The 24,260-nt window shown below is 45.1% G+C and carries 19 protein-coding genes and 2 pseudogenes; 6 read left to right on the top strand and 15 right to left on the bottom strand.

The window, feature by feature from the left end; translation table 11 throughout:
- Positions 1 to 280 (bottom strand): annotated as a pseudogene (locus tag KFE26_RS07835) (TerC family protein); the annotation flags it as partial.
- 690 nt (positions 281 to 970) lie between these two features.
- On the opposite strand from KFE26_RS07835, the gene KFE26_RS07830 reads away from it, so the two are divergent.
- Complete coding sequence (locus KFE26_RS07830; protein WP_212600076.1) at positions 971 to 2,596, top strand: peptide MFS transporter; 1,626 nt, start codon at positions 971 to 973, stop codon at positions 2,594 to 2,596.
- Positions 2,597 to 2,621: 25 nt separating this feature from the next.
- On the opposite strand, the gene KFE26_RS07825 is transcribed toward KFE26_RS07830, so the two are convergent.
- Both KFE26_RS07825 and KFE26_RS07820 read right to left on the bottom strand, forming a co-directional pair.
- Positions 2,622 to 2,876: a DUF3624 domain-containing protein gene (locus KFE26_RS07825; RefSeq protein ID WP_212600075.1), complete on the bottom strand. Its 255-nt coding sequence runs from the start codon at positions 2,874 to 2,876 to the stop codon at positions 2,622 to 2,624.
- 168 nt (positions 2,877 to 3,044) lie between these two features.
- Positions 3,045 to 4,427, bottom strand: a complete 1,383-nt coding sequence (locus KFE26_RS07820; protein WP_212600074.1) for an IS4 family transposase — start codon at positions 4,425 to 4,427, stop codon at positions 3,045 to 3,047.
- Between the two features lie 122 nt (positions 4,428 to 4,549).
- On the opposite strand from KFE26_RS07820, the pseudogene KFE26_RS07815 reads away from it, so the two are divergent.
- Positions 4,550 to 5,441: pseudogene (locus KFE26_RS07815) on the top strand (IS982 family transposase).
- A gap of 344 nt (positions 5,442 to 5,785) precedes the next feature.
- Positions 5,786 to 7,537, top strand: coding sequence for a GSCFA domain-containing protein (locus KFE26_RS07810; RefSeq protein WP_249195610.1), 1,752 nt, complete (start codon positions 5,786 to 5,788; stop codon positions 7,535 to 7,537).
- A 39-nt stretch (positions 7,538 to 7,576) separates the two neighbouring features.
- Here KFE26_RS07810 and oleD read toward each other — a convergent pair whose 3' ends face one another.
- The 5 genes from oleD to KFE26_RS07785 form a co-directional block, all read right to left on the bottom strand.
- A complete protein-coding gene (gene oleD / locus KFE26_RS07805; protein ID WP_212600072.1) occupies positions 7,577 to 8,722 on the bottom strand; it encodes a 2-alkyl-3-oxoalkanoate reductase in 1,146 nt (381 codons plus the stop codon).
- Between the two features lie 150 nt (positions 8,723 to 8,872).
- Positions 8,873 to 10,717, bottom strand: a complete 1,845-nt coding sequence (gene oleC, locus KFE26_RS07800; RefSeq protein WP_212600071.1) for an olefin beta-lactone synthetase — start codon at positions 10,715 to 10,717, stop codon at positions 8,873 to 8,875.
- The gene (locus KFE26_RS07795) at positions 10,717 to 11,625 is read right to left on the bottom strand and encodes an alpha/beta fold hydrolase (RefSeq protein WP_212600070.1); all 909 of its coding nucleotides are present in this window, start codon (positions 11,623 to 11,625) and stop codon (positions 10,717 to 10,719) included. Before KFE26_RS07795 ends, oleC begins: the two co-directional genes overlap by 1 nt.
- Positions 11,626 to 11,793: 168 nt before the next feature.
- The gene (locus KFE26_RS07790) at positions 11,794 to 12,843 is read right to left on the bottom strand and encodes a 3-oxoacyl-ACP synthase III (RefSeq protein ID WP_028760522.1); all 1,050 of its coding nucleotides are present in this window, start codon (positions 12,841 to 12,843) and stop codon (positions 11,794 to 11,796) included.
- A 253-nt stretch (positions 12,844 to 13,096) separates the two neighbouring features.
- The gene (locus tag KFE26_RS07785; RefSeq protein WP_212600069.1) at positions 13,097 to 14,446 is read right to left on the bottom strand and encodes a methyltransferase; all 1,350 of its coding nucleotides are present in this window, start codon (positions 14,444 to 14,446) and stop codon (positions 13,097 to 13,099) included.
- 160 nt (positions 14,447 to 14,606) lie between these two features.
- On the opposite strand from KFE26_RS07785, the gene KFE26_RS07780 reads away from it, so the two are divergent.
- On the top strand, positions 14,607 to 14,840 hold the full coding sequence (locus KFE26_RS07780; protein WP_006085323.1) for a DUF1289 domain-containing protein: 234 nt from the start codon (positions 14,607 to 14,609) through the stop codon (positions 14,838 to 14,840).
- Between the two features lie 56 nt (positions 14,841 to 14,896).
- Here KFE26_RS07780 and KFE26_RS07775 read toward each other — a convergent pair whose 3' ends face one another.
- The 3 genes from KFE26_RS07775 to KFE26_RS07765 all read right to left on the bottom strand — a co-directional run bounded on the left by KFE26_RS07775 (position 14,897) and on the right by KFE26_RS07765 (position 18,381).
- Positions 14,897 to 15,259 carry a YajD family HNH nuclease gene (locus KFE26_RS07775; protein WP_028760525.1) on the bottom strand — a complete coding sequence of 121 codons (363 nt, stop codon included), beginning with the start codon at positions 15,257 to 15,259 and terminating at the stop codon, positions 14,897 to 14,899.
- A 165-nt stretch (positions 15,260 to 15,424) separates the two neighbouring features.
- On the bottom strand, positions 15,425 to 17,401 hold the full coding sequence (locus KFE26_RS07770; protein WP_105249669.1) for a BCCT family transporter: 1,977 nt from the start codon (positions 17,399 to 17,401) through the stop codon (positions 15,425 to 15,427).
- Positions 17,402 to 17,799: 398 nt separating this feature from the next.
- On the bottom strand, positions 17,800 to 18,381 hold the full coding sequence (locus tag KFE26_RS07765; RefSeq protein WP_212600068.1) for a DUF502 domain-containing protein: 582 nt from the start codon (positions 18,379 to 18,381) through the stop codon (positions 17,800 to 17,802).
- A 186-nt stretch (positions 18,382 to 18,567) separates the two neighbouring features.
- On the opposite strand from KFE26_RS07765, the gene KFE26_RS07760 reads away from it, so the two are divergent.
- The gene (locus KFE26_RS07760) at positions 18,568 to 18,963 is read left to right on the top strand and encodes a VOC family protein (RefSeq protein ID WP_028760528.1); all 396 of its coding nucleotides are present in this window, start codon (positions 18,568 to 18,570) and stop codon (positions 18,961 to 18,963) included.
- A gap of 199 nt (positions 18,964 to 19,162) precedes the next feature.
- On the opposite strand, the gene KFE26_RS07755 is transcribed toward KFE26_RS07760, so the two are convergent.
- Entirely contained in the window at positions 19,163 to 19,387 is a 225-nt protein-coding gene (locus KFE26_RS07755) for a hypothetical protein (protein ID WP_212600067.1), read from the bottom strand.
- Between the two features lie 171 nt (positions 19,388 to 19,558).
- Here KFE26_RS07755 and KFE26_RS07750 point away from each other — a divergent pair, with 171 nt between their 5' ends.
- Complete coding sequence (locus tag KFE26_RS07750) at positions 19,559 to 20,665, top strand: tetratricopeptide repeat protein (protein ID WP_212600066.1); 1,107 nt, start codon at positions 19,559 to 19,561, stop codon at positions 20,663 to 20,665.
- Positions 20,666 to 21,106: 441 nt separating this feature from the next.
- Here the strand turns inward: KFE26_RS07750 and KFE26_RS07745 are convergent, their stop codons facing one another.
- The 3 genes from KFE26_RS07745 to pstB form a co-directional block, all read right to left on the bottom strand.
- Positions 21,107 to 22,189, bottom strand: a complete 1,083-nt coding sequence (locus KFE26_RS07745; RefSeq protein ID WP_212600080.1) for a DUF3137 domain-containing protein — start codon at positions 22,187 to 22,189, stop codon at positions 21,107 to 21,109.
- Between the two features lie 468 nt (positions 22,190 to 22,657).
- Complete coding sequence (gene phoU / locus KFE26_RS07740; RefSeq protein ID WP_028760530.1) at positions 22,658 to 23,368, bottom strand: phosphate signaling complex protein PhoU; 711 nt, start codon at positions 23,366 to 23,368, stop codon at positions 22,658 to 22,660.
- A gap of 70 nt (positions 23,369 to 23,438) precedes the next feature.
- Positions 23,439 to 24,257, bottom strand: a complete 819-nt coding sequence (gene pstB, locus KFE26_RS07735; protein WP_028760531.1) for a phosphate ABC transporter ATP-binding protein PstB — start codon at positions 24,255 to 24,257, stop codon at positions 23,439 to 23,441.
- Between the last annotated feature and the right edge of the window lie 3 nt (positions 24,258 to 24,260).

The raw sequence follows: 24,260 nt of genomic DNA, 5'->3' as shown, positions 1-24,260 counted from the left end.
TAACAAATACGTTATCCATAGACAGTGATTTTTCAATCAGATAGCCCGTTAGGTATTCCATACCGGCGGTTGAACCCTTGTACCACCAGAGCCAAGCCCCAAACAATAAGCCCATACAGATATAAAAGGCTGAAAGCTTTAAACTTTCAGCCACGGTAATTTCATGCTGATCCTTGTGCAATACGCCAAGGTCAAAGGCTAATAACGCCAGCACAAAACCGAAAAACATTAACCAAACCCAAAGCGGGTAACCCACAAATAGGGTGGTAAAAAACTCCATAAGTCTCCTTAGTAACACATAACGACTGATCTAAATCAGTAAAGTTGAGCAGATAGACATTGACTCATTGTAGAAATATAAACTGTGAAATCTTATATGAAAAATGCAACTATCAAGATTAAAATTCTTTTACAATCAATATAATTATGGTGCTTATTTATACTTATGCCTCGAATAAGTTCACTTCTCAATCACAGCGCTTTCCTGAGAAAATCATCTAACCCACCCATTCGTGACATTCCTTTAGATAGCAGCCTCGAACAAGCGCGTAGATGCTCTACCAATAATGCAAAATTGCTATCAATCATAAAACTTACACTATCCATTAAACGACGAACTACAGCTAAATCAAGGCTAAAGCCGCTAAGATAAAACTGCCACAGTTGAATTATGGCCACTATTTAGCACTCATTTCTTAACTGAAAATGAATTAATTTAACCGCTTAGTATTGCTATAGCGAGCCTTAAAGAACGGCTAAAAATGTTAGTTATACAAAATATTCATCACTTTCAAGACCCTTGGCTGTTCCATATCATCCGAGTGTGATTAACTGCTGCAACAGCGCTGTCTTTTAGCGATCAAAAGCGCCGCGATAATCACAAATAATGAAAAATAATTAATAAAATTCATTACGATAAAATGAATCATTAGCTGCTCGGCGCATAAAGTGCCAGCAATGGGAGTCTTAAGTGTCAATAGAACAAAACCCGCCGCACGCAATGCAGGGCCCACAAGGCTCGCCCCCAGCTGAAATGCTATTTGGGCATCCTAAAGGCTTATTTGTCTGCTTTTTTACCGAAATGTGGGAACGCTTCTCTTTCTACGGTATGAAAGCATTACTATTTCTTTACCTGATTAAATATCATCTATTTACCGATGAATTTGGTTACAACGTGATTGGTGCTTACGGTGCCTTAGTGTATGCCATGCCCGTAGTGGGTGGCTTATTGGCCGACCGCTATATAGGCATGCGTAAAGCGGTGATCTTTGGCGGTGTTTTATTGGTGCTCGGCCACTTAGGTATGGCCTTTGAAGGCCATCAAGCGGTTATCGTTGCAGGTGAAGTTCAACGGGATGAACAAGCGCTGCAAGTATTCTATTTATCTCTTGCCTTAATCATTGTCGGTGTGGGCTTTTTAAAACCCAATATTTCCACCATAGTCGGTCAGCTTTATCCTAAATCATCCGCTAAGCGAGATTCTGGTTTTACCATTTTCTACGCGGGCATCAACTTAGGCGCCACCTTAGCCCCGCTAATTTGCGCTTATTTAGGTGAAACCTATGGCTGGAAGTACGGTTTTGGTTTGGCAGGTTTGGGGATGTTAGCGGGTTTATTGGTGTTTATTCGTGGCAAGAAACATCTGCAAGGCTTCGCTGAACCCAGAGATCCTGCGCGGATTTTAAAGAAAACCGCCGGCATAACGACAGAACAATGGATTTACTTAAGCGCAATTGGCAGCGTAATCATAGTCTGGGGGTTGATTCAAACCCACTCCCTCGTACTTTCGATTAGCAGTTTATTACCCGCTGTGAGCCCAGTGATTTGGTTCTTGCACTCAGTATCACTAGCGCTTGCCCTTGGTATTGGCTGGTTCATGGTGAAACATTGTAATCCGATTGAACGTCAACAGATGTCGGCTTTGCTGCTTTTCATCGTTGCGGGTTTGGTCTTCTTTGGCTTATATGAGCAGACCTATGGCTCTTGGGTAGCATTTTCGGACCGTGTGATGGACCGTAACATGCTCGGCCTCAAATGGAGTGCGGGACAGCTAACCTTCCTCGGCGCCTTCTTTGTGATCAGCTTGTCGCCTATCTTCGCTTGGCTGTGGCCTGCCCTCGCCCGTAAAAATTGCGACCTAAGCAAACCAGTTAAAACCGCACTCGGTATTTTGTTCGCGGGTTTATCCTTTATGGTGCTTGTACTCGGGATCCAGATGCCGCTAAGCAGTGGCTTAGTGAGTATTTGGTTCTTAGTCGCGGCTTATTTTGTATTAGAAATCGGGGAGTTATTGCTGTCGCCCATAGGCTTATCTGCCGTGACTCAGCTTTCGGTAAAACGCGTAGTCAGCCTGATGATGGGTGCTTGGTTCCTCGGCACTTCATACTCTGAAATCTTAGCCGCCGAATTAAACAAACTCGCCGCGATTGATACCCAAGGCGGCGTGATAAGTGACGTACCGAGTGCGATGGCGCTATACGAGCAACTGTTTATCTTCTCGGCGCAAATTGGCGTGGTGATGGCATTAGTCTTCTTTGCCCTTGCGCCATTAATGAAAAAAATGATGCACGAGAAAATGGCGACTAACTCAGTTTAAGCACACAAACAGAAAGTCGGTTGGCTTACTTTCGCCCTCTGAGGCGACGGTAAGCCAAGACGATAAGGTGCAAAGCAAGTAACCCCGTAAAAGCCGCGCAGAAAAACAGTAATGCAATCGAGTTTACATCCCTAAGCGCATCACGATAAAGCCACCACCACAGCGGCCAGCCGATGGCCGATAAAGCCGTAAGCTGCCACATACAGCGTTTGCAGCGACCAATCTTTTGCCTAAAGATATTCTGTGTTACATCTGTGTGATCACAATCCCCACAACTCATGCTATTCCCATTCTCAATTAATGCCAGCCTCAAGCGTCATCATAAAAAAACAGCAAATTAGCAGCACTAAATAACCTGAACTCGGGATAAGAAATGTTGAACTAATAGCCCTCCAAGTGATCGGATCTTTCGACCAAGAGAAACCCCATCACACCGGCTGTCTCTTGATCACATCTTTTGCTCAAGAGACAAGGCTAGCTGGTAACCTTCAAGGATGGTTTGCAGTTTAAACCATCCTTGCCATAACCTTTCCCAGCCTACAATTCCGCTTCGTTTGCTGTCATTCCAGCCCGCGAGTTTTCCTAATCTTAGATAAGCCCAATGCACACTGGGGACTTGTTCGGGCGGTTGGCTTTTTTCCGTCTTTAGCCATAACAACTTCCAGGCCAATGGGCTTAACAGGCTATCGCAAGGCCGTTTTTTCGCTTGTTCAGCTTGGCCTGCGTAACAACGCAGTTGCTGGATACGTGTGGCGATAAATGCCAGAATCACAATCATCCGCTCCAAATTATCTTTGCTTTGCATCCGTAAGTCTTCCACCTGCGTTCCGCCCGTTTTCCAGAATTTATGGAAGTCTTCAATCAACCAGCGGCGCTCGTAGTAGTCAAGAATTTGCTGCGCCTGCTCTGCTGTTGTGACTACCTCAGTGGTCAGTAGGTGCCAACAGAGGCCATCTGCGCTGTCTTTCTCCTGACAACCCACATAAAACAGCGGCCCAGACTGGCCCGTTTTATTCGCCGGAACCTTCACGGTAATGGGCGCAAAGCGGATATCACAGTGCGCAACTCTGGCTTTGCGACCGCCTTTTTGTTGCACCTGTACCATCCGCTCACCGGCACTTTGCAGCGTCTCACTAAACGTATAGAGTTTGTGCAGGTCTTCTTCAATACAGCGGCTTTGCATCGAGCGCACAATAAACCGTTGTTGTGTATCGGTTTTAAAGCGCAGGTATTCGATGATATTGGCTTCACGGTCACAAACCGAAATCACCTTCTGCATCTGTGGTCCCAAGCGAGTCGCCATCGCTGCTGAAGCCCGTTGCCATTTGTAACTTTCTTTCTGTTCATAATCACGTTTGGCACGTTGTTTTTTCTGGCCATAGGCCTCGCGGTCGCGTGCCCAGCGATGCTGCTCAATCAGTCCAACGACCTGCTGCGCCTTGGGTGCAAACAATAAAACCGTGTGCGCTTCCAGCCCGCTGGAATGTTTGTGGGACGTGGTATGTCCAAGTTCTTCCTCGACACTTGGGTGGGTGAACTCCAACGACGTGGTGTCTTCCAGCGCCAGTAGGCAGTCAAATGGTTCGCAGGCTTGCACTGTGGCAGCAAAACCTGCCTCAGCAATCGCTGCCGGACTGATATGCTCGTTACGGACAAAGCGATAAGCGGCTTCAATGTCTGCACTGGATGAAAGGGATTGCACGATAGATTGTCCTGTATGAGCTGCAAGTTGAGCAGCCAACTGTACAAGCCGTTTGGTCCTTCGTACATCCCCTAATTTTGCGCGCTGAAAAATGCTCTGTGCCCAGAGTGATGGTTCACTTAAAAACATGGTATGTTGTATCTGAAACAAAAGGTCAGGATCAGATCAGGGTAATTGAAAATGGTTCAAAAAAATCCCTCGGGGCAAACCGAGGGATTTGTGTAGAAGAGACAGATCACACCGGAGGGCCTATGCATAGGCTAGTGGAAGTGTTTTGCGATGTCGATGATTTTTGCGCTGTTTTCATTCCAGAATGGGAAAAAACGCTGTTAACCAATGGTACACGCAAGCGTCAGCGCCCTGGCCGTATGACGATGAGCGAAGTGATGACCATCATCATCCTTTTTCAGATGTCTCACCACCGTGATTTCAAGAACTTCTACATCGGCTATCTGGCTCATTTCTACAAATCCGCTTTTCCCAATTTACTCAGCTATACCCGCTTTCTTGAGGTGATGCCCACTGCTTTAGTGCCGCTTTGCAGTTACTTTGCCAGCCTCAAGAGTGACCCCACTGGCATCGAATTTGTCGATTCAACCAGCATCAAAGTGTGTCATAACCTACGTATTCATCGCCATAAAACCTTGGCGGGGCTGGCGTGCAGAGGTAAAGGCACCATGGGCTGGTTCTATGGATTTAAACTGCATTTAATTGTGAACCATCAAGGCGGAATAGTGGCGGCCAAAATTACCCCAGCAAATGTGCATGACACAAAACCGGTGAACGAGATGGTGCACAGTGATATGAATAAACGCTATGCAGATAAAGGGTATATCAGTAAAGCGCTGTCCAGTGAATTGCAGGAGAAAGGCGTGACGTTGGTGACGAACGTGCGTAAGAATATGAAAGCGAAGGCAATGTCGTTGTGGGATAGAGCGATGCTGTCGAGACGTTTCATCATAGAAACCATCAACGACCCGTTAAAAAATATCTCTCAAATAGTGCACTCAAGACATCGCAGTGTGCATGGTTTTATGCTCAATATGATTGCGGGGGCTTATAGTCTATCAATTGAAAGACAATAAGCCACAACTGAACCTCACTAACGCTGAGTTTAATGCTATTGCTGTTATAGCTTATTAAACCGATCTCAGGTTAAATAGCTACACCGAATTGCGACACCAAATAGTCGTCCATCTAAATACGGACACGCATAAATTCCGACATAGATCTCCATCACACCCTAGATAGTTAAGGGATCGCCTTATTAAGATCGGGTTGGTGTGGCATCATTAGCAACACTTATTTTGATGCACATTTAAATTTTTTCAGGTAAGTTGATTTCATCGGCACAATACAGAACACTCAGGCTGATACCGCATCATATTGTCGAGTGAATTTGAAGGCGCCCCTGTGTGTCGATTACATTTTGATCGCAGAGACTCTGACAGCCAATAATTTGTTTGGAAACGTAAATGGACTACCCAATGAAAACACAGTTTCTTACCCCCTACAGTGAACAAGCAGAACAATATTTTTGGAAAACTGGCGTTGCGGAAATTGATTTAGGCAAAGTGCCTTTTCAATCAATTCATAATTTGCTCATATCAAAAGACAATAGCAGCATTTCATCTGTTGGTTCATGCTTTGCTCAACATGTGGGTAAATGGATGATCGATAATAATTATCCATTTAATCGCAGCAAACTCGACAGTCGACAAATATCCAGCTTTGCCTTTGGCAATGTATATACCCCTAGATGCTTTCTTCAATGGTTAACCTTAGATCCTGCTCATTCCCACAGATTTGATATTTTTTATGACAAGAATGCAGAACGCTATATCGATCTATTGAGACCCAATGTACACCCTGATGGGTTTAGCTCTGAAGAAGCGTTACGAGAGGCACGGATATCTGCAAAAAACGAACTATTCGATACGCTAAGAGCAACGAATGTGCTTATTTTTACCCTAGGTTTAACAGAGGCCTGGAAAGATATTGATGATGTTTTCTACCCAAATTGTCCTGGGGTTATTGCCGGTGAGTTCAATGATGCAATATTTACTTTCCATCAGTTTAATTACAATGAAATTAAATCTGATTTATTGCTTATAAAAGACATCATTCAAGGTATCAACCCACAGATAAAAGTGATCTTAACCGTATCCCCAGTCCCTCTTACAGCAACCGCATCAAATAAACATATCCTTGTTGCAAGCCAATATTCGAAGTCTGTTCTACGCGCTGTTGCGGGTTATTTAGCGGATAATGATGAAGTATTTGACTATTTCCCATCATTTGAAATTATCACAGTCAATAATGTCAATGATTTTAGATTCAATGAGAATAGAAGAACGGTCTCAAATAAAGCTGTTGAGTATGTAATGAGCCACTTCAAATCGGCATTTTCTGACAAAAAAATCACCAAAGCACAAAATAACGGTGAGAAAAATCACCAAGAAACAGTTTGTGATGAAGAACGTTTAGACGCGTTGAACAAATTATTATATCATTCAAATGACACCACAGTGAGCCAACTAACATTACTCGGTGATAGCCATATGGGTAAGTTAGCAAAAGCACTAAAGGAAATGGAAATCCCGTTTATGGGTGGCATGGTAATGAACGGCTCAGGATTTGCCCAAGGCAAATTTTCAATATGCGAAACAGAATATTTCGTACCACTTGAAAACGCCGCATCACGTCAACTTTTCGCACCAATATTGAAAAATTTACAGGCTCACGAGCAATCTAAGTTTGAAAAAAAATCTGTGATTATTTCCAATATTGGCCTACAAACACATCAGACTGTTGCTCGTTTTTTTACATGGCTACAAAAACAAAAAGATGCTGACATTAAAGATATTACCTTGAAGAATTATGTTGATTTCTTCCATGAGGACCAATCAAAACAACTGTCTATATTATTAACGATGAAAGAAAGAGGACATACTGTCATCGTTGTTTCTGATCCACCTTTCTGCCGTTACTTCAAAGAATCACAGTCAATGACGTGGCTTGTCTATTCTTATTTTGACGCGCTTGAATACATTTGCTCACAGCTGAATATTTTGTTTTTTAATGCGGCAAAAGCCTTCGATGAAGAAATTGACACTCCTATGGCATACGCCTCAGATATTTGTTATCCAGACGGCCAACATGATTGGATCCATGGCAACTCGATGTATTACACATGGCTAGCAAATAAATTATTGCCCATCGTATCTGAAAATACCTAAAAATTGCTTGGAATGAGGCCTCATTGAGTCCTCATTCCCTCAAAGAGAAGTTTTAAGCCTTGCCATCCCTTGATTAATAGAGACGAGCGCACGATAACCTAAATCTCGTTTAGCTGCGCTGATATCAAAATAATGGCTGCAGGATAACTGCCGTGCGACAAAACGCGTCATCATGGGCTCTTCTTGCTTCTTTAGGAGGTAATGTACACTTTCCAATACTGCGCCTGCTACGTAGGCCACAGATTGAGGCACACGCTTAGTCACTGGCGGTAAAGCATCGCAGGCCAAAATCAGATTGATCATCTCGGCCATAGTGATGGGTTCATCATTACTCAGAAAATAAGCTTTCCCTTGACACTTAGGCTTTGCTTGGCAAAGTTCCAGCGCCGCCAGCACATGGGCATAGGCAGCGTTATCTATGTAGATGGTATCGACTAGCTTATCTTCGCGGCCAACCAGTTTAAGTTTACCTAAACGCCCGCGCGACAATACCCGAGGCACTAGATGGGGATCGCCAGGACCCCATATCAGATGCGGCCTGAGTGCGACGGTTTTTAACGCATAGGGTGCAGTGGCTTGAATCGTCACTTGGCTAGATACTTGGGTCACATCAGGATTTTCAAGTGGCATGTCACCCACTTGATTGGCATCGAGCATCATCTTTTCAGCGATGGCTTTAGAGTGGGCATAATGATTCAGGAATCTTGTAGCATAGGGAGTAGACTCATCAATACCCGATTCATCCTGCCCTGAAAAGGTCACACTCGGGGTACTGGTGTAAACTAACTTATCTATTTTTAATGCCTTACAAGCGGCAATCACATTGGCAGCGCCTTTCACATTCGGACAAAAATAGCTGTCTCTGTCCCCCCAAACACCCGCTTTGGACGCCACATGAAATACAATATCGCAGCCTTGCATCGCCTGTTGCAGCCGATCTTTATTGACTAAATCCCCTTGCAGCATGACTACGCCCAGTGCTTCAAGTTCGGGATAATGCCCACGGGCAAAACCTGTGACTTTAATGCCCGCAGCTAACAATCTCAGGCAAATCGCTTTACCTAAAAATCCCCCCGCCCCCGTGACAAAGGCGTGTTGCACCCTAAGCGCGAGCTGCGCGAGTGCCGTTTGTTCAGCCGCATCAAATTGGGCAAGCGTCGTGCTCTTGATTGGGTCTTTCGTCATTAAGGGTATCCATTTCAGCACATTTACATGAACTTAAAGTCGGTGTAATAAGTTTAAAATAAGCACAAGGGCTTAAAAATAAGCGAGTTTGTTCAAATGAACACAGAATATAACGTAAAAAATGCAGGAGAAAAGCCGTGGAGTTTCAAATCAACCTTTCGTTTGTGATTGTGCCCAAACGGCTAATTTTTCTCTAAAAATCTTGGCATTATGCCGCACATCCACAGGGAAATCAGGATGGATAAGAAACCGCCTTATGCCCTGAGTCTGCGTAAATTGCTCGGCGATGGCGATCAAATCTTGGTACAACTGCTGACTCTTATTGCACACCAATGACTGGTCGAGTTCAATACAAATTAATGGCTCTATCTCGTTCGCCACTTTCACTCCCACTAAAGCGGAGCGCTTCACATTGGGATGCGTATTAAAAATGCGCTCGCAGGGAATGGAATAATAACGTTTAGCAAACAATCCGTTAAGGGTCGCGTCGACTCTGTGGGCCTTACGACCACACATCCACAGAAGACCTTGATCATCAAGATACCCCAGATCGCCCATGCGGTGTCTAACGGTATTGGTTGACGAGTCCCAAATCTTGGCCGCCGCAGTCGCGCGTTTGCCTTGGCTTTCGTTTTGGCTAGCGTGCTGACTATTGTTTAGATAATAGGACTGACTCACCATAGGCCCCTGCACGACTATCTCGCCGATTTCACCGTTATTCAGCTGTAAGGCATCATCCCACTCGGGAATAACCTCTTCGCTGATAGCAATAATGCGAATCGTCACGCCATCGATAGCGCGACCGACACAGATACCACCGCCGTTATCTGTGATGTCAGTCGTGGCAAATAACGCATCGCTAGCAATCATACTAATAGGCAAAGATTCGGTTGCACCGTAGGAATTTAAAATCGGCACACCTTGGCTCAGCATCTTACTAAAACGGGCGATGGAGGCAATGGTGGCTGGCGCACCCGCGGAAATCACCCGCTGTACGCTAGGCAATTTATGCTGTTTTTGCTCCCCCGCGCGGCCTAAACGTTCGAGCAAAGCGGGATTAACAAAAATATTACTGCATTGATATTTCTCAATCGCGGCAAACAGGAATTCAGGATTGGCGGTAATGGGCTTGCTGGCATCCATTTCTGGAACGATAGACGCCATGCCAAGTGCGGGGCCAAAGAGTGAAAACAGCGGAAAAGTGGCTAAATCGCGCTCGCCATGGCAAATGCCATAATCGTTTTTTAGCGCTTGAATTTGTGCCTCAAACATACCATGGCTATACACTACGCCTTTAGGCGTGCCGGTACTGCCACTGGTGAATAAAATTGCCGCTATCTCATCAGATTTAAGCATCACCATGGGATATTCAGACTTTGAAGCAGAAGATTGCACTGAGGTGCTTTGCAGCAGAGTCGATAAACTTATCGCACCAGTACCGATACGGATTAACTTTGCCGCTAAGCCTGTTTTGCCGTCATCAACATTGAGTAATGACTTAATATTGCCCTTACCCCAACCAAATAGACGTCTAGCAATATGAGCCTTGGGAATACCGATAAAGGCATCGGGCGCGGCTTCAGCAAAACACTGTTTAAGATTGCGGATCCCCATGCCGGGATCAACTAGGATAGGAATAACCCCCGCTTTAAACAGCGCAAAAGTAAGTGCAAAAAAATCCAAACTCGGCGTGACCATAAGCACAGCCTTCATGCCGCGCTCGATGCCATGGGCGTTCAGCGCAAAGGCTATCGCATCGCTTTGTCTGTCTAGATTGAGAAAGTCCAACTCGCTGTAACGCAAATTCGCCACAGAAGCGCCCTGAGCGCTTTGTACAGCGACCGCAAGATGATGGGGAATGGCATGGGCGGCTTGCTTGAGATGACGACAAATATTGGCATCATTGACCGTTGCTGACGCAGAAGTGCCACTTAAAAGTGACTTTTCCAACGGCGTCACTAAAGGAGCAACTTCAGTCTCAAGCAAGGTCGACATTAACCTGCGACCTGTTCGGACGGCGCCGCTGCTTGGTTGTCGGCCATAAATTCTTTGATATATGCAATCACTTCATCGCTGGCATCTTCCAAAATGTAGTGACCACAATCGGCAAATTCATGCACTGTCGCATGGGGCATGTGCTGACGCCATTTTGCTAAAAAGTGCTTATCGAATACAAAGTCCTTGAGCCCCCAGCAAATCAGGGTCGGCACTTTAGCAAATTTAGGTAAACTAGCAGCAATATCAGAGACTAATTGATAATTTCTATCGCCTTCACGCAGCGGAATATCCTGCACAAAACGCAGCGTCGAAATGCGATTGGCCCAAGAGTTAAACGGCGCGACATACGCCTCGCGAATGTATTTCGACATCGGCTGGCGCTTAACACCCACATAGGAAGCAATAGACGAAAAGGCATTGAAACCGCGTACCAACACTGTGCCTAACAGGGTATTACGACAAATCCACAGCGGCCAAGGGAATGGTTTAGTCTCGGGCAAATGGAAAGCGCCCGTGTTCAATATCACTAGGCGTTTAATGCGCTCAGGATAACGCGCCGCATAACCCATACCTATCATGCCGCCCCAATCGTGTACGACTAAGGTAATGTTTTCTTTCACATTCAGGCTATCGAGCAGGGCTTCGAGATCGTCGATACGATTCTTAAGGGTATAGTCATAACCACTATCGTCTGGCTTATCCGACAGGCCACAGCCGATATGATCCGGCACTATGCATTGGTGAGTGTCTTTTAAGGCGCTAACAAGATTGCGGTAGTAAAACGACCAGCTAGGATTACCGTGAACCATCACCACAGGCTCGCCTTGACCCTCGTTGATATAATGTAGCTTGTTGCCATTACGGCTAAGAAAATGACGTTTAAAAGGCAACAGAGTGTCTAACATGACGCTTCCTATCTTGATTCTTTATGAGAGCGAATAACGGGTTATGTACAGCTGGCTTAGCTTATCGACAGAACTAAAGACTGAGCTATCAACTGAATCATGGACTTACTGGGTTGACTCGAATGTATGCCAGCCATCAAGCAAAGGCGTGAAAAGGTGCACTGCACCCTACCACTTAATACCTAACATCATGCAATTCAATCCACTGCCTATGCCTAAAAAGCTCACTTGATCGCCCGCTTGTAAAAAGCCTTGATCGTGCGCCATCGCAGCGGTCACAGGTAACGACACTGTGCCCATATTGCCCAGCAGCTGATACGTAGGAAATTCTTTTTCGGGGGGAATATTTAACGCGCTAAGCACTTGCTTACGGTTTGAGGCACCCACTTGATGGCAAATCACTTTGTCCACTTGCTCAACCAGCCAATTACGCTGCTCAAGGAAATGCTCCCAAGTGTGCTTCGCCAATTCAACGCCTTCTTTAAGCAAGGTAACGGCATCGGTACGCATAAACTCGCGGTACAGATTGTGCCCCACTTCCTGCAGACCCCATTGACACAACTGATGATGCTCAGGCGCCGATAAGTGCGATGCACCCAGCAATTGATGCTGACGCACATTTGTCAGCGGCAAGCTGCCATCGGTAAGAATCACCGCCACGGCACCAGAACCACCGGTTAAGGTCGCCAGTGACTGGGCAAAATTCTGCATGGTCGGATCGGCCAACATGTTATCGATAGTGACATCGACAATATCCCGCGCCGACTCACAGGACACCACCATACCCGCCTTGATTTGACCCAACTCAATACGGTTCGCGATATCTAAAATGCCCGATAACACCCCAAGGCAAGCGTTGCTGATATCGTAAATCGCAGTGTCTTTTGACACACCCAATTCGGCAGCAATACGACACGCGGTTGCGGGCTCATGTTGATCGCGGCAAACGCCGGTATAGACAACAGCACCTAAATCGGCGACATCAATCCCAGTTTCAACCATGGCTTTACGGGCAGCTTTAATCGCACCGTCGGACAATTGATGTCCTTTTGGCCACCAGCGGCGTTCGGTAATCCCAGTCAATGCGGCAAGCTGTCCCATAGGAATACGGAACTTTTGATACAAAGGAGCAAGACGAGACTCTAGCTCACTACTGGAAACCACAACAGGCGCCAGTTCATAGGCCAGGCTATTAATAAATACGCGGGAATATTTCATGAAACTGTTTTATTCGCTCACTAGAATGACTGACCAGCAGGTCAGCTTTCAGTTGTTATTCGTCATTAATGCGACATTTGAACAAGAAAAGCCCGATGATTCAATAAAAAACCATCTTGAGTGTAAGACTTGTCTCACAGCGCAGGTTGCAAACACGACGGCCCTGAATTCACTATCACTAAACTTAAATGCGCTAATATAGAAATAATTCATAAAAAACATCACAGTACAGCATATTTTTAGACGCGCAAAATTATACCTCCATTTTTTGCGCTAAAATCAGCGTATTTCTTGGTGTGACGCTGTTTGCACAAAATTCACCCACGCAAACACCATATCCTTGTTCCTGCAAAAAACAAGCGCGATCTAAGATTAACCACTGCTCCAGTGCGCCGCGGAATAAATGCGCGACTAAATCAATACGGCGAGTTAATTGTTGTCTTTGTCGCCCAACGTCAAGCCAAGCTTCAAAATCCCTGTTTTTCGCTAAATTAACTGCCTTAGTCTCGGCCGCCCACAGGCAAAAATCCGTAAAACTGCCGCTCAATTGACTCTGTTTTAACGAGGGTAAAGGCAAATATTCGTCGATTTGTCGACATTCACGTTGCAGTGCATCAAAGCCTAAGCGCCACGCAATTTCTTGATGGCGTAGCGCTTGCTGTTTGGGATTAGCGATCACACTCTGCTGTAGCGGTAACTGTAAATCATGGCGACTGAGCTTTAGGCTGCTCTGCTGAGCAAGAATGGATAACGGCTGATAATGGCTCGCTTGAATTAAATGATAGCAACAGGGAGAAATAGCCAATGCCTGCGTGCCCGCCTCGGCCGCCAACATTAACAGCCGAACATGCAAATCTCCGCAGGCATGCAAAGCAACTGCTTGCTGCTGAGCAGTTAAGGGATGAGTTGTTAACGGATTCGCTGCTGAGGGATGTTCAACTGGTGTTTTGACAGTGGCTATAGCCCTGTGCTCAACGCCAATAGCAAAGGCATCGGCGCAAATAAAAGTCTGCGATAACTGCCACTTATCGGCAAAGGCCTGCCCTGCTTCACATAATGGCGCTTGCCATTCTAAGCTCACCACTTCGGCGCCGCGAGCTTTAGCAATCAAGCGGCCCAAATGCCCTTTACCCGCACACCATTCCAATACGGGTAAATTAAGCTGGGGTAAATGCTGTACAAAGGCGGTAATTTGCTGCCATTTTCGGCCTTTAATGTGAGCACTAAAGTGCGCCTCATCATCAAAAGACAAACCACGGTCCTGCGCTGTATCTACCTTTGTGGTATCGGTAATTGCAATATCAGCAATGGCAGTGGTGAGCAATGACAAGTCCCAATCTTGGCCTAATGCCCTAAGATCGCGGTTTAATGCCGGTGACAGTGCCTTGACCAGCAAAGATTGCTCGGCATCAAGTCCATCAAGCTCATCATCAGCCAGCGCCCACACAGCTTCGGCCAACTGCGGAAAATCCTGTGCCCAAGGTAAAGCGTTCACTTCAAATGCACGCACTTGCCACAGGGCAGCACTCTTTTCAAGCAACTGATTAAGCTTGCTAAATTGCTGTGAGTAAGTGAGTTGTCGCTGCAGGTTATCTTGGTTCACGTCATGCCCAGTGTAAAAAATACTTGTCTCGTATTAGGCTGAGCAAATCTGCCCTACGGATGACTTTATGCGAAAAAATGTTAGTATCGCGCCCGTTAAAAGCACTCAACCTGACTGTTAACTGCAAACCGCGGTCAGCAATACACTGAAGAGGACACCTATGCTTTCACCTTGCGTCGCACGCTGCGGTTTAAATGACGAAGACTACTGCATGGGCTGCTTTCGACATATCGATGAAATCGTCAGTTGGCGCACGAGTAGCGAAGCGCAACAGGCGGCCATTTGTCAGCAACTCCCCGCCCGCAAAGCCTTATTTGAAGGCAGTGAAAACCAGCATATTTTAAGTCGTGATAAATGGTTAGCTGCCGAGGCGCGTTTAACCGACAAGGACTAAACCCATCCGCTAACGCCACCCTCTGCGCAAGCTCATCCTGCTAACAGCCTACAAGACTATTTTTTCAGCATTGATTTCAAGTCAGCAAAGGGATTGTAGGTCGCCGCCGCTTGCTTGGTTTCTGTGGTGCTACCGTAGCGGATCAATTCTTCAAAGCGAGAATGTTCGTTGTCATGGCAATAAAGACATAATAATTCCCAGTTTGAACCGTCTGACGGGTTGTTATCGTGGTTATGATCCCTATGATGCACAGTCAGTTCACTTAAGTTTTTTGGGGTAAATTCGCGGGTACAGCGGCCACACACCCAAGGATAGAGTTTTAACGCTTGTTCACGGTAACCGCTCTCACGCTTAGCTTTGTACTCCCGCGCATCGGCTAATACTTTATCTAACTTACTCTGGCCTGGCACTGATGACATAGTGTAATCCCTAAAACAAACCCTAAAAAAATTGCCCCAAGGATAATCCGAGTTATCACTTGGGGCAATATCTCCCGCACTTTGCGGGTTAATGGTGCGCGATTTGTAGACGTAAATGGTTAAGCCGACCTAGGTTACTGGCTTAGCTAACTTAGCTTACGTTACTTAGCTTACGTGGGCATGATCGGCATTCGACAGATGCAAATAGTGTAAGTATTTTTCATACTGAGTCACCACATCCGCGAGAATTTGCTCTTCGGTATAACCCATCACATCGTAATGCTGACCACCTTGTTCAAGGTACACTTCGGCGCGGTAATACAAGGTATTGCCCTGCTCGATTTCAGTCCCTATCGGGTTAGTGATGTCAAAACAACGCGTTCGTACACCGTAAACAAAGGGTAAATTCACCTCATTGCTGATCACTAATCGCACGCGGCCATCTAAGTATTCAAGATCGGCCACTATGCCTTTAGCCATAAAGTGTTGGCACACCTTAGACAAAGCGGGCGTCGCAACATTATTCAAGAACACTTGCGCTTCTTCATGGGTAGGATGCGAGACTAAAACCCCAATACGCTCTTCCCAGCTCATATTAGTTTTGGCGTATTGCACACTAGTATTGTGTAACTGCACGCTATTAATCTTCAGCCAATCATTTTTCAGGGCTTTAAATAGGCCCAGACACATGAATAGCATCACCACTAAGAACGGCATAGCACTGGCGATAGCCGCCGTTTGCAGCGCCTGTAACCCACCTGCTAACAACAATACCGAAGCAACGACCCCTTGCAACAGGGCCCAAAAGATCCTCTGCCATACGGGGGCATTGTTATCACCGCCCGAGGTTAGATTATCAATCACTAAGGATCCCGAATCCGACGAGGTCACAAAGAAAGTGACGACTAAACAAATCGCAATCCCAGAAAGTAAAGTCGGAAACGGCATGTGCTCGAAAAACACAAACAAGGCCACTGATACATCGGTATTCACCGCCTCGGCAAGATAGGTCGCGCCGTGATTCATAATAGAATCAATCGCCGTATTACCAAATACCGTCATCCACAGAAAGGTCAGCGCCGATGGCACAAATAACACACCTATCAAAAACTCACGGATGGTACGGCCGCGGCTCACGCGCGCAATAAAGGTACCGACAAAAGGTGACCAAGAAATCCACCAGCCCCAATAGAGCAAGGTCCAGCCGCCGAGCCAATCTTCCTTATGTTCATAAGCGTACAAGTTAAAGGTTTTGCCGACTAAATCACTTAAGTAACTACCGGTGTTCTGCACAAAAGCCTGCAACAGCATAACCGTAGGGCCAAGGATCAAGACGATAAGCAATAAAATAATCGCGAGACCCAGATTGAGTTCGCTTAAGCGTTTCACGCCTTTATCGAGACCAGAAAATACCGATAATGTCGCCAATAAAGTAATGCCGATAATCAAACACACCTGCACTACAGCATTATTGGGTAAGCCTTCGAATAAATAACTCAGACCCGAGTTAACCTGCAACACCCCAAAGCCCAGTGATGTCGCCACCCCAAACATAGTGCCAAGCACAGCAAATGTATCCACTGTATGGCCAATAGGACCATAAATGCGTTCACCAATTAAGGGATAAAGCGCACTTCGCGGCAGTAGCGGTAACTTATGTCGATAAGAGAAATAGGCCAGACTCAATGCCACCACAGCGTAAATCGCCCAAGCATGCAGTCCCCAATGGAAGAAAGTGATCTTCATTGCCTCTTTTGCGGCAATAAGACTCTCTGGAGTTGCATCCGGCGGCGCCAGATAGTGCATCACAGGTTCGGCTACCCCAAAAAACATCAAACCTATGCCCATACCCGCCGAAAACAGCATGGCGATCCAGCTTTTATAACTGTAGTCTGGCACTGAATGATCTGGTCCTAGTTTGATATCGCCGAAGCGACTAACCATGACAAATATGATAAAAATCAGGAAAAACGCCACACTTAGAATGTAAAGCCAACCGGCTTTCATTTCTATCCATGACTGCATTGATCTAAAAAAGGTGTTTGCCTCTGTGGGCCATACTGCGCAAATCATCACCATCAAGATGATGAAAAAGACCGACGAATAAAATACCGGCGGATTAATACTAGACTTGATTGACATTGACTCTCCCTATTTCTAGCGGGTTCACACTCCAAATATCTCAACATACCAACGGCGAGATAGGACAAAACTTATACTTAAAATTTGGTTAATACTGCGTGGCTCATCTATGACCAGTATGGGGGAAATCCCAAAGATCATGGCAACGACTCGCTATGGCTAAACGCGACAGGATCTGAACAACGGGATTAACAACACTCGACTTTTTTAAGCCAATGATTGATGGATAAACAGAATTAACACCACTAAGGCAGCTAACGCCCACCTTTAGCATAAAACAAATATATTACTAGAATATTCAGCATAAAAAATGGCGACCATATTGGTCGCCAAAAAATTATACCACAAAAATCATCAAATTTAATTTTAAACGCTAAAACGCACAAACCTTCATCGGATTACTTAGTCGGTGACTGCGAGATACCAGCAGTTAAATTGAAGCGCATCGCCTCCTCAAACGACCAATCAACCATAATTAAATCATCCCGCTTAACTAAGCTCGTCACGCCCGCCATTTGATAGCTCAATTGGAACAACACAGGCACCCAATCGCCCTCAGGCAACGCATCTAACAAGGGCTGCGGCGGCGTATCTGTCATGATAAATCCCACCACAAAACTGCCATTCGCCTGTTTCACTAACACTGTCTTTTGGCTTGTTGGCTTACCGTCACGATTCATCAAAGAGGCGATATCACGGATACTGCCATAAACTGATTTAAACAATGGGAAACGCATCAACTGGCGCTCAAGCCAACCATAAAGCCACACAATCGGGCTGACCGAAAACAGCAGGCCCACGGCAAAAACTAATGCCACCACCAGCATAAATCCCGCGCCGACAATGTGTTGGTTAATCCCTACCAACTCTAAAATTACAATTCCCAAACCATCTAACGATACAAACAACGACCAAAACAGCCACAAACTCAAGGCCATAGGTAATAGATTCATTAAGCCGCGGGCTAAGGTTTTTTTCATCACACTCTCATTCAGTCATAGGGATACAGAAGGCACAAAATATTTACGCAAAAAAACGCCACAAATGCTACCACAGAGTCACTTTTGCACCAGCACATGATGTAAGGTATCTGGCAGTAATAGTCTCAAGCATAGAGACAGCGTTCAAATTCAGAGCACGCTCTGAGCTATTCTAAGGAAAGTAAAATGCGCGTAACCCGCTTAGATCATTTGGTCTTAACCGTAAAAGACATCGCCGTCAGTGTCGAATTTTATCAAACCGTGCTCGGGATGAAAAAAGTGGTATTTGGCAATCAGCGTATTGCGTTAAGTTTTGGCGACCAAAAGATTAACTTGCATCAAGCGGGCGCCGAATTTGAACCTAAAGCCGCAGCAGCCAAGCCCGGCAGTGCCGATCTGTGTTTTGTGGTCAGCCACAACATAGAAGAAGTGATCGCCCACTTAAACGCACTTCAGATTGAAATCATTGAAGGCCCAGTGCTACGAACCGGCGCCACAGGCCGGATAAACTCAGTCTATATCCGCGACCCAGATTATAACCTGCTTGAGTTATCAGAATATCTGCCCGCCTGCACTGGGTAAGCGAATTAGGGCAATATCAGCTGCAGTTCTGCTAGCACGCGGCGAGCAGAACTGCAGCTAACGTTATACTGGTTCACTGTTGTTTGCGATAAGACTCTCGACAGTTGAGTGGCATTTATTGTCATTACTTCCCCAGTGACTCGTCGTCTCTTTATTTAACAAGAAGCATCCCTAAGGGCTCTAATAAAATATCCATGTTTTAGAAGGTCACTGGTGCAACAATGCCAATCCTCATTAACCCTTCAGCTGTTCGTTTAGCTAAAAAGATATTTGCACCAAAGCAAGATAATTTTATCGTCAGTTGTGCAGTATTCATTGTCATTGTTTCCCCTGTGACTCGCCATAAACTCGTCCCTGAGGGCTCGACGACGGCATCCATGCCGCCAACGGTCACAGTTGCAACAATGCCAATCTTAACTAACACTTCTGCTGTTCGTTTAGCTAATAAGCTACTGCCCCATTCCGTGTCAGCGAGATAATTTTTGTTACAGGAGAATAGCTAATATAACCTCATATTTTCTAATCTATTGTGTGTCTAGATCAGACTTAAAAGTAAATGTATTATCTCTGTATCATTAGCATTGAATCTCTTGAAATGTCTGACAATATAATTCTTTACACTAAAGCCATTTGGGAACAGATTGGCTTACAAAGCGATTCGCAGGTCGCAGTTCTAGCTCTGTTGGTTTCTTTTGCCTCGTTAATTTTATCTTACAGGTCTAATCGTAAGACATTAAAAATAGCAACTGACGATTCGGTTTTAAAAGAAAAACGTTTAAAGCTGGAAATTGACAATAAGTTGTATGAAGCATTCTATCTTATGGGAGCAGATATAAAGACTGAGGCGCTTCAATCCTTTTCAACCCTTGAAACATTACATAAAGCGCAACGGCTTATAGAAGATTGCATCACATTAGATCCTAGCAGTTATAGATCTTATATTATGAGGGGGCATGTTAGAACAGGCCTTAAAAAGCCAAAGTTAGCAGAATGTGATTACAGGTTTGCGATTACTTTAAAGCCAGAATCTGCTGAAGCATATAGCTCATTATCTATGTTGATGCTTGAAACTGATAGACTACATGAAGCTGAAGAGAACATTAGGTATGCACTTAGACACTCTCCTGATGAACCTATATATCATTTCAATTTAGGTAATGTGTTGTCCAAAAAAGGGAATCTTGAAGAAGCAGAAAAATCATATATTAAGGCAACTCAATTAGATCAATTTCCAAGCCCATACTATCTGAACCTTGGGTTAACACTATTTAGAAAAGGACAGTCAGAGAAGGCGTTAGATTTTTTTTATAAAGCTGAGAGTTTTAGTGCTGAAAAATCAAATTTTCACGCAGGGAAAGCCATAATTCTTTCAACACTTGGAAAAGAAGATGAAGCCTATGAAGCCTACACTAAAGCTAATGAGCTAGAACCAAATCTAGATTTTGTTCATCATGCTTTGGGAAAATACTTTCTTTCGAGAAAAAATTACAAGGAAGCGATCGAGCATTTAGAAAAAGCCGTTCAAATAACCCCGAGCTTATCACAGGCTCGCTGTATGTTAGTTACAGCTCTATTTGCTAATAATCAGGATAGTGAAGCTTTATCTATTATTAATTTAGCCATACAAAATGAACCCGAAAGAGCTGAGTATAAGCAGGTGTTAAAGTTAATGTTGGACTGTAAAATTAAAGAGCAGGAATAAGATATGTGGGATCAGCGTAAACGTTATTTGAAACCATACATTTACTAATCCCATGACCTACCTTTAGACCCTTTGCACTAACTGATTTATGTCCCAAAGTGTGTTGCGTATGTCTTTTAAATCTACAGATTACGCGAATGCTCGAAAGGTGAGCCATGGTGATTAGCGAGACGACCGTCCGCACCATGGACGGGGCGGTCGAGCATCCACGGATGGACTTGAACAACATCCCTGTTTAACGGCCAGTTCGCCGTCTATGGCTCTCGTTCATAAGCTCAGAAAATCTAGGTTGCTATTCTCCGAGTCGGTGAGTAAATGCCATGGCAAGCCTTTATGAGTGGATACCTGCAAACGCTAAGTCCTCTGAAGCAAGCTCTTCTTACGACGAATAAAAGCCTGCTCAAAGTACAGTTCAAAATACAGAGAAAAGAACAGCTCTAGTTAACCCGCGAATGTGTTAATCCTCTCAAGTGTCTGCTGTGTCGCCAGATTTTGCGCGGCTAGATAATCCAGTTTTAACTGTTTGATGATGCCAGTAATCAAGACTAACTCCTGCTGTAACAGCGGAATTTTCGACATATCATGGGTGGGTAAATTGATATCGACGGTATCAAATAAATTGCCAAAATAGCTCGCCATGATCAGCACTTTATTGGCTTTAAATTCGATACTTAGCCCCGACCCGCGCGCCGTTTTACGGAATAACTGTTCCAGTTCGACGAGGCGCTCCATTACGGCGGGAGACAATAGATATCGCGCGTAATGCTGGTCATGGGAATACACTTCAAACATCGCTTCAAAGGTCACGCTTTCGAGTTTCACTCTGGGTTTCTTTATGCCTGCCATGGTGTTACCAAGGGAGCCATAGTCTTGGCTGACGACGGTATGGGATTCAAAGCTAAAGGGCATCGTCATGATCACGACCCCACCTTTAAATTGGATCTTGTCTGATTTGCTCCTGCGGGATTTTAAGGTTAATTCGCAAAATTCAAAGCTGATATCCTCTACCTTGCCGCGAATATGATCCTCAGATTGTTGCTTGCTAAAACGGGGCATAAGTTCGAAATCTGCCACTGAATCAAGGTTGACACAGGAATCGGGGCTATAACGGTAGTCCCCTAGTTTTTTGAGTAAAACAGGCAAGATTTTATATTTGTAATGGCGCTTATATTGCATTTCAGGCAGATGAACCCACATCAAAATGCCGGCGAGGACGATCAGGCTCAAAATGGTTGGGTCATGGTTAGAGGCTAACGAGATTAAATCAAAAGCCAGTGCGGGCAGGCACACTAGCCACCCTAGACGCTTCGCCCATTTTTTACGGGAGAGTTTAGTTTCAAGCTTTTCAATACGATAGGCTTCTAGCGGCGCTAATAGCTGCAATAGCTCGGCTTTAGCTTCCTCGTACAGTGGCGGTAATTCAGCGCGGGGGAAATCAGCGGGTAAATTCGCTTCAGAAATATGATTTCGAATACTTTTAAGGGCTTCGAAACCTTGCTTTAAAGAATGCAATAATGGGCTCATCAACTTATCCATGTTATCGCCGACACAGCGCCCATTCCGTTGCGCTGCTAACCCCAAACCTTAGCGGTAACAAATAGGGGTGGCGGTTAAATTCTGAGGTTAACATGCTGTGATATCAATCCACAGCTAAACACAAAAACGCTAGCACTTAGGCTTCGACTACTTTCACTATCTAGGTCTACCGCCCTTTTCCAACAGCTAAAACTTATTGCAAGCATCAGATTAAACAAAGGTTAATTTATTGTAAATACAAAAATGACCTTCTTTATTCGCAGTACCGTTCCAGAATGCCAGTTCATAATCTAATTTAACTATTTAATTTAGCTATCCAATTTCACAATCCATAGCCCAAAAGCCTAGCTCGCCTCTCTATTTCACGATCCTAGCTCAGCATCCTAAAAGCAAAACGCTCCACAGAGACTGCGGAGCGTTTTATTCAGGCATCAAAACTGCAGATTAATGCTTGTGTTAGCCTTTCATGTCCTTTTCCATATCTTCGTAGGAAGTATGGCGAACGTCTTTACCTTTTACGTAGTAGATGATGTATTCACAGATATTTTTGCAGCGGTCACCGACACGCTCTACTGCGCGTGCAGCCCATAATACGTCGAGTATGTCTGGGATTGAACGCGGATCTTCCATCATATAGGTCATTAACTGGCGAATAATGCCTTCATATTCACGGTCAAGCTTAGCATCTTCTTTATGCAGCTCTAACGCGGTATCGGCATCCATACGGGCCAAGGCATCTAAAGTCGCATGCAACATCCGAGTCGCATGACGCCCCATATTTTCAATACTAACTAACAAAGGCTGCTGATTATTCAAACGTTTATCTAATGCTGCTTTTGCAATCCGCACACAGGCATCACCAATACGCTCAAGATCGGCGATGGTTTTTGAAATAGCGATAATCAAGCGTAAATCGCTGGCCGCAGGTTGACGCTTAGCAATAATACGTGTGCATTCTTCGTCAATGGAGACTTCCATCGCATTGACCTTATGATCGCCTGCAATCACCCGCTGGGCTAACTCGGCATCGAGGGCACTTAAGGCATCAATCGCTTGCTCTAGCTGACGTTCAACCAAGCCACCCATGGCGAGCACTCGATTACGGATATCATCCAGCTCAGCGGTGAACTGACCCGAAATGTGCTTACTTAAATTCATGTTTTCCATTGCGTTCCAACCTGTTACTTAACTGTTGACCCATACCAAGCCGTGATGGCCTTATCCGATACTCAAGCGATTAACCGTAACGTCCTGTGATGTAATCTTCAGTCTTACGTTTTTTCGGCGTGGTGAAAATCGTATTAGTATCAGCATATTCAACTAATTCACCCATATACATAAAGGCCGTTTGATCCGATACCCGCGCCGCCTGTTGCATGTTGTGAGTCACGATAACCACAGTATATTTCGTCTTAAGCTCAGTGATTAACTCTTCAATCGTCAGCGTCGAAATCGGATCGAGTGCCGATGTTGGTTCGTCGAGTAATAACACTTCTGGCTCAATGGCTATCGCACGGGCAATCACCAGACGTTGCTGTTGACCGCCAGACAAACCAAAGGCGTTATCGTGCAATCTGTCTTTAACTTCGTCCCAAATCGCCGCGCCGCGCAATGAACGCTCAGCCGCTTCGTCGAGTTCACGACGGTTATTCAGCCCTTGCAATCTCAAGCCATAAACAACGTTTTCATAAATCGACTTAGGGAAAGGATTTGGGCGTTGGAACACCATACCGACATTACGGCGCAGGGCCGCGACGTCAATCTTTTTGTCGTAAATATTCTGGCCGTGCAGCAATATCTCGCCGCCGATATGACAATTATCAACTAAGTCATTCATGCGGTTAATACAGCGCAATAGTGTCGATTTACCACAACCACTGGGGCCGATAAAGGCAGTGACTTGCTTCTTGGGGATCTTCATCGATACATTAAACAGCGCTTGCTTATCACCATAGCGCAAATCTAAGTTACGGATCTCCAACGCGGTGTCGTTCTGGCTTAAGTTAGCTAAATCAAAGTTATTGGTTTTCATTGCTGTCGAATCTATAGAAATCATATT

This window comes from Shewanella sp. M16 (assembly GCF_018224605.1).
GTDB classification, from domain to species: Bacteria; Pseudomonadota; Gammaproteobacteria; order Enterobacterales; family Shewanellaceae; genus Shewanella; species Shewanella oncorhynchi.
Note: the sequence above shows the minus strand (reverse complement) of the source record. Positions and strands in the feature narration are given on the sequence as shown.

Excerpts from the sequence above, each read along its gene's own strand:
- KFE26_RS07825 (WP_212600075.1), bottom strand. The coding sequence starts at position 2,876 with ATGAGTTGTGGGGATTGTGATCACACAGATGTAACACAGAATATCTTT.
- KFE26_RS07820 (WP_212600074.1), bottom strand. The coding sequence starts at position 4,427 with ATGTTTTTAAGTGAACCATCACTCTGGGCACAGAGCATTTTTCAGCGC.
- KFE26_RS07810 (WP_249195610.1), top strand. The coding sequence starts at position 5,786 with ATGAAAACACAGTTTCTTACCCCCTACAGTGAACAAGCAGAACAATAT.
- oleD (WP_212600072.1), bottom strand. The coding sequence starts at position 8,722 with ATGACGAAAGACCCAATCAAGAGCACGACGCTTGCCCAATTTGATGCG.
- oleC (WP_212600071.1), bottom strand. The coding sequence starts at position 10,717 with ATGTCGACCTTGCTTGAGACTGAAGTTGCTCCTTTAGTGACGCCGTTG.
- KFE26_RS07795 (WP_212600070.1), bottom strand. The coding sequence starts at position 11,625 with ATGTTAGACACTCTGTTGCCTTTTAAACGTCATTTTCTTAGCCGTAAT.
- KFE26_RS07790 (WP_028760522.1), bottom strand. The coding sequence starts at position 12,843 with ATGAAATATTCCCGCGTATTTATTAATAGCCTGGCCTATGAACTGGCG.
- KFE26_RS07780 (WP_006085323.1), top strand. The coding sequence starts at position 14,607 with ATGCTTTCACCTTGCGTCGCACGCTGCGGTTTAAATGACGAAGACTAC.
- KFE26_RS07775 (WP_028760525.1), bottom strand. The coding sequence starts at position 15,259 with ATGTCATCAGTGCCAGGCCAGAGTAAGTTAGATAAAGTATTAGCCGAT.
- KFE26_RS07770 (WP_105249669.1), bottom strand. The coding sequence starts at position 17,401 with ATGTCAATCAAGTCTAGTATTAATCCGCCGGTATTTTATTCGTCGGTC.
- KFE26_RS07765 (WP_212600068.1), bottom strand. The coding sequence starts at position 18,381 with ATGAAAAAAACCTTAGCCCGCGGCTTAATGAATCTATTACCTATGGCC.
- KFE26_RS07760 (WP_028760528.1), top strand. The coding sequence starts at position 18,568 with ATGCGCGTAACCCGCTTAGATCATTTGGTCTTAACCGTAAAAGACATC.
- KFE26_RS07750 (WP_212600066.1), top strand. The coding sequence starts at position 19,559 with ATGTCTGACAATATAATTCTTTACACTAAAGCCATTTGGGAACAGATT.
- KFE26_RS07745 (WP_212600080.1), bottom strand. The coding sequence starts at position 22,189 with ATGAGCCCATTATTGCATTCTTTAAAGCAAGGTTTCGAAGCCCTTAAA.
- phoU (WP_028760530.1), bottom strand. The coding sequence starts at position 23,368 with ATGGAAAACATGAATTTAAGTAAGCACATTTCGGGTCAGTTCACCGCT.
- pstB (WP_028760531.1), bottom strand. The coding sequence starts at position 24,257 with ATGATTTCTATAGATTCGACAGCAATGAAAACCAATAACTTTGATTTA.